Origin of the sequence: Corallococcus sp. AB038B (genome assembly GCF_003668955.1) — a bacterium.
In the GTDB taxonomy this organism is placed as follows: Bacteria; Myxococcota; Myxococcia; order Myxococcales; family Myxococcaceae; genus Corallococcus; species Corallococcus exiguus.
Genome location: NZ_RAWO01000001.1, coordinates 78,396 through 91,201, shown reverse-complemented (window position 1 = coordinate 91,201; position 12,806 = coordinate 78,396). Strand labels below are relative to the sequence as shown.

At 67.1% G+C, this 12,806-nt stretch carries 16 protein-coding genes and 1 pseudogene; 7 read left to right on the top strand and 10 right to left on the bottom strand.

Annotation, left to right across the window (positions count from 1 at the left end; all coding sequences use genetic code 11):
- Positions 1–7: 7 nt before the first annotated feature.
- Positions 8–403, bottom strand: coding sequence for a FixH family protein (locus tag D7Y04_RS00445; protein WP_255428406.1), 396 nt, complete (start codon positions 401–403; stop codon positions 8–10).
- Positions 404–516: 113 nt separating this feature from the next.
- Here D7Y04_RS00445 and D7Y04_RS00440 point away from each other — a divergent pair, with 113 nt between their 5' ends.
- From D7Y04_RS00440 to D7Y04_RS00430, 3 genes are read left to right on the top strand one after another with little or no spacing between them, the layout of a single operon-like run.
- A complete protein-coding gene (locus tag D7Y04_RS00440; protein ID WP_120596879.1) occupies positions 517–1,047 on the top strand; it encodes a hypothetical protein in 531 nt (176 codons plus the stop codon).
- Between the two features lie 17 nt (positions 1,048–1,064).
- Complete coding sequence (locus tag D7Y04_RS00435) at positions 1,065–1,712, top strand: SCO family protein (protein WP_233601199.1); 648 nt, start codon at positions 1,065–1,067, stop codon at positions 1,710–1,712.
- A 41-nt stretch (positions 1,713–1,753) separates the two neighbouring features.
- Positions 1,754–2,365, top strand: a complete 612-nt coding sequence (locus D7Y04_RS00430) for a cysteine hydrolase family protein (RefSeq protein ID WP_120596881.1) — start codon at positions 1,754–1,756, stop codon at positions 2,363–2,365.
- A gap of 67 nt (positions 2,366–2,432) precedes the next feature.
- Here D7Y04_RS00430 and D7Y04_RS43925 read toward each other — a convergent pair whose 3' ends face one another.
- Positions 2,433–2,675 (bottom strand): hypothetical protein, encoded by a 243-nt coding sequence (locus D7Y04_RS43925; protein WP_147477013.1) that lies wholly within the window; start codon positions 2,673–2,675, stop codon positions 2,433–2,435.
- A gap of 122 nt (positions 2,676–2,797) precedes the next feature.
- On the opposite strand from D7Y04_RS43925, the gene D7Y04_RS00425 reads away from it, so the two are divergent.
- Genes D7Y04_RS00425 through D7Y04_RS00415 form a run of 3 tightly spaced genes read left to right on the top strand, consistent with a single transcriptional unit; the run spans position 2,798 to position 5,072 of the window.
- On the top strand, positions 2,798–3,109 hold the full coding sequence (locus tag D7Y04_RS00425; protein ID WP_121757980.1) for a PadR family transcriptional regulator: 312 nt from the start codon (positions 2,798–2,800) through the stop codon (positions 3,107–3,109).
- Positions 3,110–3,129: 20 nt separating this feature from the next.
- Positions 3,130–4,179 (top strand): FtsW/RodA/SpoVE family cell cycle protein, encoded by a 1,050-nt coding sequence (locus tag D7Y04_RS00420; RefSeq protein WP_158627436.1) that lies wholly within the window; start codon positions 3,130–3,132, stop codon positions 4,177–4,179.
- The gene (locus D7Y04_RS00415; RefSeq protein WP_120596884.1) at positions 4,176–5,072 is read left to right on the top strand and encodes an alpha/beta hydrolase-fold protein; all 897 of its coding nucleotides are present in this window, start codon (positions 4,176–4,178) and stop codon (positions 5,070–5,072) included. The genes D7Y04_RS00420 and D7Y04_RS00415 overlap by 4 nt, the downstream gene beginning before the upstream one ends.
- Positions 5,073–5,500: 428 nt before the next feature.
- Here D7Y04_RS00415 and D7Y04_RS00405 read toward each other — a convergent pair whose 3' ends face one another.
- The 6 genes from D7Y04_RS00405 to D7Y04_RS44340 all read right to left on the bottom strand — a co-directional run bounded on the left by D7Y04_RS00405 (position 5,501) and on the right by D7Y04_RS44340 (position 10,661).
- The gene (locus tag D7Y04_RS00405; protein WP_120596886.1) at positions 5,501–5,851 is read right to left on the bottom strand and encodes a DUF2019 domain-containing protein; all 351 of its coding nucleotides are present in this window, start codon (positions 5,849–5,851) and stop codon (positions 5,501–5,503) included.
- Positions 5,851–6,381, bottom strand: coding sequence for a hypothetical protein (locus D7Y04_RS46480; RefSeq protein WP_120596887.1), 531 nt, complete (start codon positions 6,379–6,381; stop codon positions 5,851–5,853). Before D7Y04_RS46480 ends, D7Y04_RS00405 begins: the two co-directional genes overlap by 1 nt.
- 95 nt (positions 6,382–6,476) lie before the next feature.
- Positions 6,477–7,277, bottom strand: a complete 801-nt coding sequence (locus tag D7Y04_RS00395) for a hypothetical protein (protein ID WP_147454624.1) — start codon at positions 7,275–7,277, stop codon at positions 6,477–6,479.
- Positions 7,278–7,349: 72 nt separating this feature from the next.
- Positions 7,350–7,820, bottom strand: a complete 471-nt coding sequence (locus D7Y04_RS00390) for an NUDIX hydrolase (protein ID WP_120596889.1) — start codon at positions 7,818–7,820, stop codon at positions 7,350–7,352.
- On the bottom strand, positions 7,817–9,019 hold the full coding sequence (locus tag D7Y04_RS00385; RefSeq protein WP_233601198.1) for a DUF2380 domain-containing protein: 1,203 nt from the start codon (positions 9,017–9,019) through the stop codon (positions 7,817–7,819). Before D7Y04_RS00385 ends, D7Y04_RS00390 begins: the two co-directional genes overlap by 4 nt.
- Before the next feature lie 319 nt (positions 9,020–9,338).
- Positions 9,339–10,661 carry a hypothetical protein gene (locus D7Y04_RS44340; RefSeq protein ID WP_121757977.1) on the bottom strand — a complete coding sequence of 441 codons (1,323 nt, stop codon included), beginning with the start codon at positions 10,659–10,661 and terminating at the stop codon, positions 9,339–9,341.
- Between the two features lie 151 nt (positions 10,662–10,812).
- Between D7Y04_RS44340 and D7Y04_RS00375 the strand changes: the two are divergent.
- Positions 10,813–11,217: pseudogene (locus D7Y04_RS00375) on the top strand (tyrosine-type recombinase/integrase); the annotation flags it as partial.
- Here the strand turns inward: D7Y04_RS00375 and D7Y04_RS00370 are convergent.
- Both D7Y04_RS00370 and D7Y04_RS00365 read right to left on the bottom strand, forming a co-directional pair.
- The gene (locus D7Y04_RS00370; protein WP_121757975.1) at positions 11,198–11,947 is read right to left on the bottom strand and encodes an SIMPL domain-containing protein; all 750 of its coding nucleotides are present in this window, start codon (positions 11,945–11,947) and stop codon (positions 11,198–11,200) included. The pseudogene D7Y04_RS00375 and the gene D7Y04_RS00370 sit on opposite strands and share 20 nt — an antisense overlap.
- 125 nt (positions 11,948–12,072) lie before the next feature.
- Positions 12,073–12,717, bottom strand: coding sequence for a hemerythrin domain-containing protein (locus D7Y04_RS00365; RefSeq protein ID WP_120594303.1), 645 nt, complete (start codon positions 12,715–12,717; stop codon positions 12,073–12,075).
- Between the last annotated feature and the right edge of the window lie 89 nt (positions 12,718–12,806).

Here is a 12,806-nt window from a genome sequence, read left to right as displayed (position 1 = left end):
CGGCCTCTCACCGCCCCAGCTTGAGGGTCACGGTCGCTGTGTCTTCCACCGTCCCCTTCAGCGTGAAGCGCAGCTCCCAGACACCGGGCATGAAGAGGTCCGTATCGGAGACCTCGAAGGTCCCAGGGTCTCGCGCGGTGACGCGGGGGACCTCGGAGATGCCGTGGTTCATGGCCGGCATCCAGGGTTGGACGGACAGCACGACCCCAGGCACCGGCTTTCCCGATGCGGCGTCGGTGATTCTCACCTGGAATGTCTGAACGCCTCTTCGGAGCGGTGTCATCGAAGAGAGGACCTCGACGCGGAGTCGACCGGATGCGCTGGCCACTGTTCCTACAGTGGCGGCCGCGCTCACCTGTCCCGCATCTGGAGTGGCGGAGGGCGTCGCGCCCAGCAACAGCATTCCCATCAGCAGTGCCTTCATCATCCTTGCCGTGTAGCGGAAGAAGCCCGCCTGGGTTCTGCGACAAGGTGTCGCATCGCGCATGCGGTCCGGATGCGAGAGGGTGCGCCATCATGTCCGCCCTTCCCTCCTCTTCCGCGCAGCCCCGTTCGTGGGTGTTCGTGGTGCTCGGAGCCATAGGGCTGACCTTGTCCGCGCTGGCATGCGCGGCGCTCATGGTGGTGCTGGACTTCGCCTGGTCGGAGGCGCCCCCTTCGAACGCCTCGTGGGAGCTGGAGGTGCCGCCACCTGTGTATGGCCCGCTGCCCTCGCTCACCCTTCGCGATGAGCGGGGCCAGCCGCTGGAGCCCGGGCAGCTTCAGGGACAGCTCACCCTGATCCAATTCACGCTTGCTCCCCTCCTGCGACAGGTCCAGGAGCGACTGGAGGCTGACGGCGTCCCGCTCCGGGTCGTCATCGCGACGTCGCGCGACTCCACGGTGCTCCACCCGGATTGGCAGCCGCTGCGGGACAGCGGACGCCTCCTGTTGCTGGTGGATCAACGCCTCCAGGTCCGGGGCGTCTACGACTCGAGCCAGACCCCATCCACCTCCGAACGCGTCATCACGGACGCGCGCTGTCTGCGCTCCTGCCCCCCGCTATGAAGCCCACATCCCTATTCTTGCTCGCCGGTGCAGGGGTCATCGCGTTGCTGTCCGTCGCGTGGCCCCACGTTCAACGCGAACGCGCGCGCGTCGCCGCGGAGAACCTGCCCCTGTACGGGCCGCTCCCGCGCTTCGAATTGACCGCCCAGACGGGACGTCCCTTCTCCGACGCCGACATGCGCGGCCATCTCTACGTCGCGGACTTCTTCTTCACCCGCTGCCCCACCGTGTGCCCGCTGCTCACGGAGAAGATGCTGCGGGTGCAGCGACAGGCCCGGGAGCAGGGATTGGATGTGCGCTTCGCTTCATTCAGCGTGGACCCGCGCCATGACACGCCGGAACGGCTGACCGCCTATGCGCGCGACCACCGCATCGACACGTCCAACTGGACGCTGTTGACGGGCCCGCTGGACCAGGTGGAGACGACGGTCCTGGAGGGCTTCCGGGTGATGATGGGCCGCGACGCCGACGCGGGTGAGGACGACTTCTTCAGCGTCTTCCACGGAGAGCACTTCGTGCTCATCGACGCACAGGGACAGCTGCGCGGCTACTACCGGGTCACCGAGGGAGAGGGCGGATTGGAAGCCCTGCTCCGGGACGCCGCGCTGCTGGCCCAGGCCCCGGAGCAACAACAAGGAACTCAGGAAATCCGGAGCGTCCGGTGAGTAGACTCGCGCGGCCGTCCATCCCCGACCCGGAGAACAGAGTGTCGCACCCCACGATCCGCACCATCCTCGGCGCATCCGCCCCGGACTCGCTTGACCCCTTCAGCACCGCATTGCTGGTGATCGACTTCCAGGAAGAATACTTCAGCGGAAAGCTGCCCATTCCGGATGGGACGCGCGCCCTGAACAACGCCAAGCGACTCATCGCTTTCGCGGATCGGCACAAGCTGCCGGTCTTCCACGTGTGGCACGTGAGCCCGTCCGGCGCTCCCCTCTTCGCCCACGACAGCGCGACGGCCTTCTGCCACAAGGACATCCAGCCGGCCGCCCATCACAAGGTCGTCAAGAAGAACCAGATCAGCGTGTTCCAGGGCACGGAACTCCATCACGAGCTGCAGATCTCCCGAATCAAGACGCTGATCATCTCCGGCCTGATGACCCACGCCTGCGTGTCCGGCGCGGCGCGTGACGCGGTTCCCCTCGGCTACAACGTCATCGTGGCGGACGATGCCTCGGCCACCCGGGACATCGAGGCGCCCGGCGGCGGCACCATTGCGCATGATGTGCTGCACAAGTCCGCGCTGGTGACCATCGCCGACACCTTTGGCGCCGTCATGGGCACCAACGCCATCGTGAACTTGAGCGTCCGCTGACGTGAAGGAAATCAGCGGGCTCACCGCACAAGACGAGCCCGCTGACTTCACGACCCGTTTCCCGCTGTCAGTCATGGCAAATGACACATTGCTGAGCGGGATTGGTCATCATCGATCCGTCAGGGTTGAGCGGCCAGGAAGGAAGGCCCGGGCGCCATTTCTGGGTTTCCCAAATGAACAGGTCGAGTAAATTGATGACGTTGTCGTTATTCCAGTCGTACACCGGGAGAGTGTTGTGATCCGCGCCCGCCCACGCCACCGATGCGGCGAGCAACGAAGCGGCAACGGCAACAGTCAGCTTTTTTCTCATGAGACCCAAATTCGAGTTTATCTATAAAAAGCAGCCCTAGCTGCATATCGAGACCAATCCCCTAGAGAGAAGAACCTGCCGCGTCCCCTTGACTTTAAATCTACCTAGGTAGAGTTAGAGGCATGCCGCGAACCCGCGCGTTGTCGAATCACGCCCGCTCCGTTCTTGCCGCACTGCTGGATGCCGGCGCGGACTGGTCGCACGGGTATGAGCTGTGCCGCATCGCGGACGTGAAGTCGGGCACGCTCTATCCGCTGCTGATCCGCCTCGAAGCCCAGGGCTATCTCGAAGCCGAGTGGCAGCAGCCGGCGGAGGGAGGGCGGCCGCCAAGGCACGCCTATCGCCTGACCCAGACCGGGGTCCAGCTCGCGCGCGACAATCCGCCAGACCGCAAGGTGGCTGCTCGCTCCGTCCTTCGCGGGGCAACGACATGAGCGTCCGAGTCCAACGACTTGTGGCGGACCTGCTGTGCCGCGCCCTGCAGTCCCTCCTTCCACCACCGATGCGTGACTGGGGGCTGGCCATCCGCTACGAGGTCGCGGAAATCCCCGACGACACCCAGGCCCTGTCGTTCGCGCTTGCGAGCTTCCGCGGCCTGGCGCCGCGTGCCATCGGCTTGCTCCTGATGCAGCCCTTCGGCGCGCTGCACAGCCCGCGTGCCGTCGGTGCGCTCTGCGCGGCGGGTTCGGTCGCCATGGGGCTCGTCTACATGACGCTTGCAGGCGCGCCCGTCGGATACCTCGGCATCAACGCTGGCGCGCTCGTCCTCGGTCTTGTCCTGCTGGCCCTCGTCAGCCGCATTCCGGGGGCGGGCGGGCGATTGTCCGGAGCCCTGATTCTCGGCCTCTCGGTCCTGCTGCTCGCCACGGCATTCGTCGGCCTCCGCGTCGAGGGAGCAGCTCGCTGGGTCAAGCTCGGCGGAGTGAGCGTACAACCGAGCCTGGTCCTTCTGCCGCTCATGCTCGCCGGATTCTCCCGGACGCGCACCCCGCTTGCGACGACAGGGATCATCGTTGCCGCTGTGGCAATGGCGCTCCAGCCCGACCGTGCGATGGCGGCCATGATGACAGCGACGCTGGCGACCGTCGCGGTGACGCGCGCGGACCGGCCGGCGTATCTGGCATTCACGGCCAGCCTCCTGGCGTTGGTGGTGACGCTGCTGCGCCCCGACGCGCTTCCCGCCGCACCCTTCGTCGATCAGGTCCTCTTTTCGTCCTTCCAGGTCCATGCCCTTGCCGGGCTGGCCGTCGTGGCCGGCTCGGTCATGCTGCTTGTCCCTGTGCTGTTCGGTGGGTCCTGTGACGGGGACAGCCGCGCGACCTACCTCGCCTTCGGGGCTGCGTGGCTTGCGGCGACCGTTGCCGCCGCGTTTGGCAATCATCCGACCCCGGTCGTGGGCTACGGCGGCAGCGCGATCCTCGGCTACGTCCTGAGCCTTTCGACCCTGCCGAGGCCGCGGGCTTCGCGCGACATCCCTTCAAGAATCGCACTCGCCCAGCCATGACCATGCCTCGCCCTGGACGGCGGGTTCGATACCTGCTGCCTGTTGTATTGCTTGCTTTCGTGCTCTGGTTCACGTGGACGCGAATCACGCGCAGCCGCGGCGACCAGAGGGCTTCGTTCACGCCCGCGAGTCAGCAGTGCGACGCGCAAGGGCCCCTGCGTTACTGCATCAACAGGGCCGCCGGGGGCACCAACGGTGACATCGTCTATCACCACCATGGGCGCAGTCTCGACGAGACGGTCTGGAACGACGACACCTACTTCACCGGCATGCTGCAGGCGCAATGGCAAGCCGATGGAGCCCTACCGCCCACGGTCGTGACCGTCTCCTACGGCTCGACCTGGCTCCTGACTCCGAAGGGCCAGCAGGAGGACAGCGGACTGCTCGATGATTTCATGGCCCGTCTGCCTGCGATTGAGGCGAAGGTGGGCCGCCCCCGGCGGCGGATGCTGCTGGGGGAGTCGATGGGTGGGCTCAACGTCCTGGTCGCGGGCCTTTCCCATCCGGCGCAGTTCGCCAAGGTCGCGGCGCTCTGCCCGGGCGTCTACACCGACACCCCGTTCTCCTCCTTTGACACGATCCAGGCCTCGATGGAGCGCACCGGGGCCGATCCCAAGATCGTGTTCGGAGTCTGGCGGATGGCGCGTCAGTACGTGGCCGATGAAGCCGAATGGCGCCGCGTCTCGCCCCTGCACCTGGTCGAGCAAGCGGGGCCGGACCATCCGGAGCTCTATCTCTCCTGCGGCCTCTACGATGCCTACGGCAACTACGAAGGCACCGAGCGCCTCGCCAACCTTGCCCGTCAGCGAGGCGTCAGGACCGAGTGGCACCCGCTCTATGGCGGCCACTGCGCGTCAGACGTGTCTTCGCTGGCCGACTTCCTCGTGAAGTGACAGTCAGGACCGCGGCGGCGAACGGCGCCTACTGGTTCGCGAGTGAGGGAGCCAGAAGCGACGTGCAGTTCCACGGGCTTGCCGGTTGCGGACTGGGCGAGTGTCACCCGCCGCTGCACCAACTCACGCCCTCGTGAGGGCTCCTGAGCCGTGACGTTCATGCCCAGAAGAAGAAGGGATAGCAGCAGCAACGGACGGAAAACCAGGAGCACCGGCAGGCAACCTCCGAGAAAACGGCGCTGACCGTAACAGGTGCCGTGGGGTCGCAGATCTCCGCGCTGCCTTCGCACGCGGTCGTTTCGGCAAGGAATCAGGGAGTACGCCGCACATAACGAGCCCCCGCATTCTTTTGAAATTCTTTCGAGCGAGTGGGATTGCCAGGTGCTGACGCTGGCGCCTACTGGAGGGCCGCACGTGGCCAGGCTGAGTCACGCAGGGTCTAGGGCCCACAACCCGTCCTGCCAATTCCGCAAGGTCTGCTGGGCACCCAGGGCTGCCAGACCTTGGCCCTTTGCTGCATCCTCCAGAAGCGCAGTGGCTTCTGCGGTCTTGTGCCGGAGCAGGAAAGCAGCAGCAGTGACCCTGACATCCATACGCGCGTGAGAAAAAAGCGCAGCCAGTGCATCGCGGCCGGCGTCGCCCTTCTCACGCAACGCCATGAACGCGGCAAGCGCCTTTTCGGCGTGCTTATTGCCCGCCCTTGCATCTCCTCGGACGATGCAGTCCGTCTGCGCCGCGATGTTCTGGGCGAATGCCTCTACGAGTTTCTCAAGCGACATCACCAGACCCCATTTTTCACATTCTCCATGGCCCGAAGGTCGAAGTCGCGTTGAGCGTCGAAGGACTGCGTGCTCAACCATTCTCGCACTGTCTTGAAGGAGCTGGTGATGTCGAAGCGCTTCGAGGAGAACAGAGCGCTGACCCCAGAATGAAGCTCCTTGTCGAGCGGGATGACGTTCTCCCGGTTGTGGAGAGCCTGGGGTCCGAAGCGAGACGCGTTCCCCTCCGTCTGCTCCACGATGTGCTGCCACTCCTTGCCGTTCCTTGCGGATCCCATGGCCCGCTTGAAGGACTTGAAGGACGAATAGCCCTTCGGCCCACTCGACGGCGAGGATCCCTGCGCATCTGCGCCCCCTCCGCCCCCCGAGCCCGCTGCGTCATCAACTCGCTGGAGGATGATGGCCTCCCCAGGGCCACCGCTGAGTACCGCCGCCGCACGCCCTGCTGGCACCGCGACGCGCTCCAACGCCAGCGCGCCCTGCGCCGACAGTGAAAGCACCGGCACCGAGACTTCCGCCCCCAGCGCCATCCCCTTCAATTTCCGCGTCGTGGCCGAGGCTGCACCCCAGGTGACGAGCATTCCCGTCGTCAGTCGCGACACTTCGCGGATCTGCTCGCCACGGGTCATGGACTGGAAGCGCTGCCAGTACGCGGCGATGAAGCGATGAGGGCCGCCACGCCCGCTGGCAGGTGGCTCAGCGCCGCGATGCTGTCCACGGGACGCGTGAGCACCTGGCCCAACGCGTGGTCCAGCTCCACGAAGGCGTCCTCGGCTCCGTCCAGGGTGCGGCTGATGACGTCAGCGTCGTCGTACACCTCGGCCAGGGGGTGCCAGTCCGAGACCTGGAGCTTCGCATCCATGACGCGGAAGACACCGCCCTTGGCGCTGTAGAAGCGCCCCAGTTCGAAGCCATTCGCCCGGAAGGCTCCGTCCCTCCACTCGACGGGCGCCACCTTCTGTTGGGTGCGACCCGTGAGTGCCCATGCGAGGTAGCCATCCGGTCGCAACACCGCGACCTGCTCCCGAGCGAGTCGCTCCACCCGGCGCAGCAACTCCTCCCGCGAAGTCCCGCCTCGCTCCAGCACCTCTCGCAACAGGAAGCCCGCCACCATTCGGGGCGGCAGCGTGTCCAGCGTGACGGGCTTGCGCAGGAGGACTCCCAGCAGCCGCACGGATTCCGTGGGCGTGAGCGTGCTGTCCCACAGGGGCTGCTCGTCCCGTGCGCCCAGCCCCGCGTCCGTCAGCAGTCGCTCCCAGGCATCCGTGCGCACGCCGGAGCTGGCGATGGCGCGGTCGGCATTCGTTCCTGGAGTTCGCTCCCTCGCGGACTCCCGGGGCGAGTAGCGCAGGGCCCTGCTGGAGACAGCCGGCGCGCAGCCCGTGAAGAGCATGACCGCGCAACACAACAAGACACCTGTACGCATGGATTCACTCCAAGCCGGGACGCGGCTTGGAGTGTCTCGCATTCAGTCGGGACCGAGGACTACCAGCTCCGTTCAGGCTTCTTCGTCGGGGAGGAGCGTCCGGAGAAGCTCGTCGTCGGGGCCGAGCGGGCACCATCCAGCAGGGGGAGGGTTCGCGCGAAGTGCCGCCCTCGCCAATCTGGCCCGCTCCTTATGGGTTTCTGGGGTGTATGCGGACCACGAGCCGAGTGCCTTGGCTACTTTGAATAGGTTCTCGTCATCCAGCACGGCCGGCCAACCGTTGGGAAGGCTCTGAGACAAGAGGCGCACTAGAACATCACGAACGAAGCGCGTGACCCGCTTTTGCTGTTCCGCCTCTGCGAGCAACCCGCTCAACACCTGCACCGCAGCAACGTCATCGTGGCCAAGTTCGTCAGCCAGTGCGTACAGCGGGACAGCTGGGCGCGCATCAGCGAAGGCAGTCAGCGAATCGTAGCCCCGCGCACGGACTCGTTCGTACAGGCGTGCTTTGATGTTGCCCCGCCAAGCGTCTCCACCGCTCATCGTCTTTTCCACGGCGTGAAATTCATCGGGATCCGGTAGTCCTTCATTCGATCCGCAACGATGTCCAGGACTGCATTCCTCGTCAACATGCGTCCAGCTTCGGTCTCGGCATCGCGCAGCGCCTCCATGATCAGCCGATTCCATTCACCGGGCCATGTACGCCCCAGCTTCCAGTTCCCCCCACCGTGAATGGCCTCGTGGTGGGCCTGCTCCATCCGGACGCAAAACTGATCGATGTCCATGTCGCCCTTGAAGCCGCGTTGCACGAACCACTCGCGGTGCTCCTGCGGCAGCACGTGGTGCTTCGGGGCGTCCGACATGCCCGCCCCCGCTCTGCCCGTCACCTGCATGCCGCGCACCTCGGGGCTGTCCCCCAGCGCTTCGCTCACGCCCTTGGGCAAGTCCTGGTGAGCCTGGGCCATCGTGACCTGTCCGCCCTGAATGAGGACGGCCGCGCCGACGGCAGGCACGGAGATGACGCCCGCCTGCACGAGCCTTCGCATCATCTCCACCCACTCGGCGGAGACCACCAGCCGCGCGCCCACCATGACGCCACCTGAACTCATCACGAGGCCCACGCCCAGTGTCATCGGGGCCGAAGGCGGCACGCGTGGCATGGCCATCTTCATCGTGGAGATCATCGTGACCATCTCCACCGCCTGCATCGCCGCGATGACCTGCCCGCCAAGCCTCATGGTCTCGCGAGTCTCCCGCTGGAGCATGTCGAATTCACGCGTCAGCTTCCCCATTAGCTCGGGCATCGCGGTGGTCGCCGCCTCCACCCGCTCCGGGTCCAGTGAGGCGAGGTCCGTCAGCGTGGGTTCCATCAGTCCCTGCACGCGATGAAGGTCCACGAAGAGTTTCTCGGCGCTGCACATCGGACAGTTTCTGAGAATGGCGTCAGCGAGGTGGAGGAAGTCCACCCAGGTGGCCAGCAGGAGCGTTCCGAATTGGGCCGCCTGGAGTTTCGGCCCCGTCATGCGAAGCAAGCCCAGCTCCATGTCCGTGTCGCCTACTTCCGAGCCCGCTTCCGTCAACGCGGTGGCGCTTCCAAGCACTCCATGAAGCCACGTCACCTGCTTGGAGCCCTGGTCGAGATAGCGCGTGAAGACGCCGGTGAGGCTCCAGCCCCAAAGGTCTGGAGGACGTGCCGCCAGCTTTGTGAACGCGGCCTCGACGCTGCGGAGGGAGCCCTTCACGTCTTTCGTCGCGTCGAGGACTGCCTGCCGCGTCGATGCAGCGCTCCGGGCCCCGCCCCCAACAGCGCCCTCCCTGCTGACGTCTCCCACGGCTGTCACGTCGTCACGCGGCTGCTGGCGGCGCAGGAGCCGCTGCTCGGGGCCGGAGAGGGCACGCGGGAGAGAGTTCCAGGCGCGCGGGGGCTCATTGTTCGGGGCCTCCACCCACACGGGCGGGGAGTCCTCTCGCGGCGCGTAGCTCAAGCTTCGGCCACGCTCAGGCACCTGCGACACGGAGGCGCATCCCGTGGCCAGCAGCACCAGGGCCAGCAAGAGGGCGTCAGCGCGCATTGTCCACCCCCAGGCCCACCGAGGCGAACGCCCCCGGCCGCAGCGCCCCCTCCAGCGTGGGGAACAGCAGCGTGCCGCCCGTCCCCACCGCGTAGAGCTTCCCGCCCAGCAATCGCCAGCGGGCTTCGGCGGCCCCCAGGTAGCGCGCCCCGGGCTGCCCCAAGCCCACTCCGAGCCCCTTCAACGCCACTTCGAGGCTGCGCGCGAAGAGCTGCACCGCCACGCGCCCGTCCACGTCGAAGCGGCCCCAGTTGAAGGCCTCTACCCCCAGCGACAGCTTCAGGTGCTTGGAGAGGCCGCCGTAGCGGACCGCGTCCCAGCCCACCTCCGCCTCGCCATAGGCGGAAGTCCCGCCCGGGAAGTGGGCCTCCGCCAGTGGCGCGCCCTCCGGCCCCGCCGCGTGGAAGCGCGCCAACTCGTAGTCCGGGCCGAAGTATCCCTGTCGGAAGCCACCATGCTGCCTGCGCACCTCCAGCCGCAGCCGCATGTCCAGCGTGGGTGTCACCGCATCCGCGCCCGCGCCCACCACCGCCCCCCATGCGCCGCCCGCACCGGGCCGTCCTCCCCAACCGGCAAGCAGGTGAGCCTCGAAGCCCGGCCGCACCACCACCACGGCGGTTCCGTCCAGATGCGCCAGCGTCACCGGAGGCGCGCGACCTCCGGCCTTCCCCCAGTCATGCACAGCAGAGAAGGCCAGCGTGTAGCGGCCCTGCGCGCGGGGCTGGCCGAAGAGGACGTGCTCCAGGTCCAGTGCGACTTCCGCGCCCATGAGGCGCGCGCCCAGCACGTCCGAAGCGAAGGCCTGCGTGTAGAGAGGCCCCAGCGTGCCGGTGAGGAAGCCTCCCGCAGGGTGGTAGTCGGGATTGCTTCGGTTGGAATATCGCCGCACGAGGTGCGCGGACAGCAGGCTGTAGGACTCCAGCGCGCCGAACCAGACGCCCACGGGCGCGTTGTTCGAGCCCAGCTTGAGTCCTCGCACCACCTGCCCGAAGTCAGAGAGGCTGTCCCAGTCCTCGCGCCGCACGAGGCCCGTGCCGCCCCACGCTCGCAATCTGACCGGTGCGCCGAGGTTGAGCCCGAACTCCGGGCCGCCATCCAGGATGAGCGTGGGCTCCAGTTGGACGAAGCCTTCGGTCTCACCGCCACTTGAGCGCGGAAGGAACGCGAACGGCGCCACTTCCAACCGTACCAGTGAAGACCAGGAGCGGAGTGGCGCCTTGGAGACCGAAGCCTCGGAGTCAGGCGAAGCCATGGCAGCGCCTCGCATGGACAGGAGCCCCAGCCACAGCACCGCCCACCAGCGGTCGACCATCGCTCGCGCCTCCTGACTGCACTCCGATGTGGCGTGCAGCACCCCGTCATATCCGCCGAGTCCGACAAGTCGGCCGGACATGGACGGTGCATGTCCCCGAGGGCATGGAGGGAAGCAAGAGTCGCAAGGGCGGCCGCGAGCACGGGGGGTCCTGCCCACGTCCGGGGTTGAGGCCCTCAAGGAACGCCGGCACCTGCGCGGGGCCTACGTGTTCTGTCAGGAAGAAGGACAGCCGCTCACCGATGGGCTGATGCGGCGACCGCTGGAGCGCTGCCTGCCGCGGGCGACCATCACCCACGCACAGGGCAGCATCGGCTGGCATGACCTCCGCCACACCTACGACAGCCACCTCGCCATGCGCGGTGTCCCGCGCAAGCTCAACCAGGAGCTGATGCGCCACGCCACCATCGAACTGACGATGGGGTACGCCCATCTCTCCCCGGAAACGAAGGAGCGCGCCGTCCAACAGCTCGACGCGCCCACTTCACAGAATCACGCCGCTCTGGCATGGCCGCGACAGAGGGGCACAGCGGTAGCTACTGGATCGCGAAGATGAGCGTCACCTTCGCCTGCACCGTCTGCTCTTCCGGCTGGATGGGCGTGGTGGGCGCGGCTCGTGATTCCGCCATGTCCATGGCGAAGGTGGCCGGGTACAGACGCGGAGCTTCCGTCACCGTGCTCGCATCCAGCACCGCGCCCAGCTTCACGTTCAGCGACGCGGCCAGTACCTCCGCGGACTTGCGCGCTCGCGCCACTGCCTGCCGCAGCGCTTCGCCCTGCACCGCGTCCTCGCGGCTCAGCCCGAAACGCACCGAGTCCACCCGGTTCGCTCCCGCCGCCAACGCCTTGTCCAACAGGCTCCCCACCTTGGACAGGTCCGTCACGTGGACGCTCACCAGGTTGCTCACCCGGTAGCCCTTGAGCTTCGGCTCACCGCCCTGCGGCGGCGGCGGCATGTACTCCGGATAGACGTTGTAGTTGCGCGTCTGCAAATCCCGCTTCGCGATGCCCGCGCCCGTCAGCGCCGCGAGCACCTTCTCCATCCGCTTCGCGTTCTCCTCGCCCGCGGCCTTCGCGTTCTGCGCGGACGTCTCCACCGCCACGTCGATGAAGGCCTCGTCGGGCTGGGCCTTCACCTCGCCCGTGCCCTCCACGCGCAGCGTGCGCACCTGCGGATCCACCGGCGGCCGGGGCTGCGGGGAACCGGCCGGGCCCTGCACCTGCGCCGCGGCCGTGAAGCCCGCGAGCACCACCAGTGTCGTCAACATCCTGCGAACAGCGGACATGGCGCCTCCTTCCCAAGGCGGGAGAACCTTCGCGCTTCCTGCGCGAAAGCCTCTCATGCCCCTTCGGACGCCCCAGCCCCAGCGGACATTCACCGGACCCGAGGCGTCCTGCGCCGGACGCTCGCTCAGTGCAGCGACTCACCCGCCTGGTCCACCGACATCATGGACTCCAACGGCTTTCGCAGCCGACGTGGCGCGGACTTGCGCACCTGCGTGACGGCCTTGCGACGCGCGACGCGCAGCGCGTCCCGGCCCATGTCCATCACCGCCGCCACCGCGCCCGTCAGCAGGTTGCCCGGCGGCGTGTCCGGCGCGGCGGGATGCGGGTGCGTGGGCGCGCCCTTCTTCGCCAGCACCAGCGCCTCGCCCACCTGCCGCAGTTCCTGCGGCTTGAAGGCCTTCTTTACCTCCGGAAAGAGGTACTGCTCCTCCTCCGTGACGTGCGCGCGCACGTTCTCCATCAACACGTGCACCTTCGCGTCGAAGCGCTCGGACTCCGGCGGCAGCGTGTCCAGCTCCGACAGCACCCACTTCACCACGTGGTGCTCCTCCAACGCTCGCAGCACGTCCGGCGACAGGTCCTCCGAACGCGCGCGCACCGCCGGGTAGAAGACCTGCTCTTCAATAGCGGCGTGGATGGACAGCTCGCGCACCATCTCGTCCACCAGCTTGCGCTTGTGCGCCAGCGCGTGGTCGCCCGCCTTCTCGAACTTGCGGAACAGCTGCTCCACCGTCTTGTGGTCCGCCTTCAGCAACATGATGGCATCCATGGGCCGTCTCCCTTCCGTCGAATCGGGGGGCCGCGCCTCCCCCATCGCGAAGCCGCTCGGGCCCGGTCAGGCCCTGGCGCAGCGCGGCA

Bases quoted from the DNA above. Each gene is read 5' to 3' on its own strand.
- D7Y04_RS00415 (WP_120596884.1), top strand. From the start codon at position 4,176: ATGACCATGCCTCGCCCTGGACGGCGGGTTCGATACCTGCTGCCTGTT.
- D7Y04_RS44340 (WP_121757977.1), bottom strand. From the start codon at position 10,661: ATGGTCGACCGCTGGTGGGCGGTGCTGTGGCTGGGGCTCCTGTCCATG.
- D7Y04_RS00370 (WP_121757975.1), bottom strand. From the start codon at position 11,947: ATGTCCGCTGTTCGCAGGATGTTGACGACACTGGTGGTGCTCGCGGGC.
- D7Y04_RS00445 (WP_255428406.1), bottom strand. From the start codon at position 403: ATGCTGTTGCTGGGCGCGACGCCCTCCGCCACTCCAGATGCGGGACAG.
- D7Y04_RS00395 (WP_147454624.1), bottom strand. From the start codon at position 7,277: ATGCGTACAGGTGTCTTGTTGTGTTGCGCGGTCATGCTCTTCACGGGC.
- D7Y04_RS46480 (WP_120596887.1), bottom strand. From the start codon at position 6,381: ATGGCGCTGGGGGCGGAAGTCTCGGTGCCGGTGCTTTCACTGTCGGCG.
- D7Y04_RS00365 (WP_120594303.1), bottom strand. From the start codon at position 12,717: ATGGATGCCATCATGTTGCTGAAGGCGGACCACAAGACGGTGGAGCAG.
- D7Y04_RS00390 (WP_120596889.1), bottom strand. From the start codon at position 7,820: ATGAGCGGTGGAGACGCTTGGCGGGGCAACATCAAAGCACGCCTGTAC.
- D7Y04_RS43925 (WP_147477013.1), bottom strand. From the start codon at position 2,675: ATGAGAAAAAAGCTGACTGTTGCCGTTGCCGCTTCGTTGCTCGCCGCA.
- D7Y04_RS00405 (WP_120596886.1), bottom strand. From the start codon at position 5,851: ATGTCGCTTGAGAAACTCGTAGAGGCATTCGCCCAGAACATCGCGGCG.
- D7Y04_RS00425 (WP_121757980.1), top strand. From the start codon at position 2,798: ATGCCGCGAACCCGCGCGTTGTCGAATCACGCCCGCTCCGTTCTTGCC.
- D7Y04_RS00440 (WP_120596879.1), top strand. From the start codon at position 517: ATGTCCGCCCTTCCCTCCTCTTCCGCGCAGCCCCGTTCGTGGGTGTTC.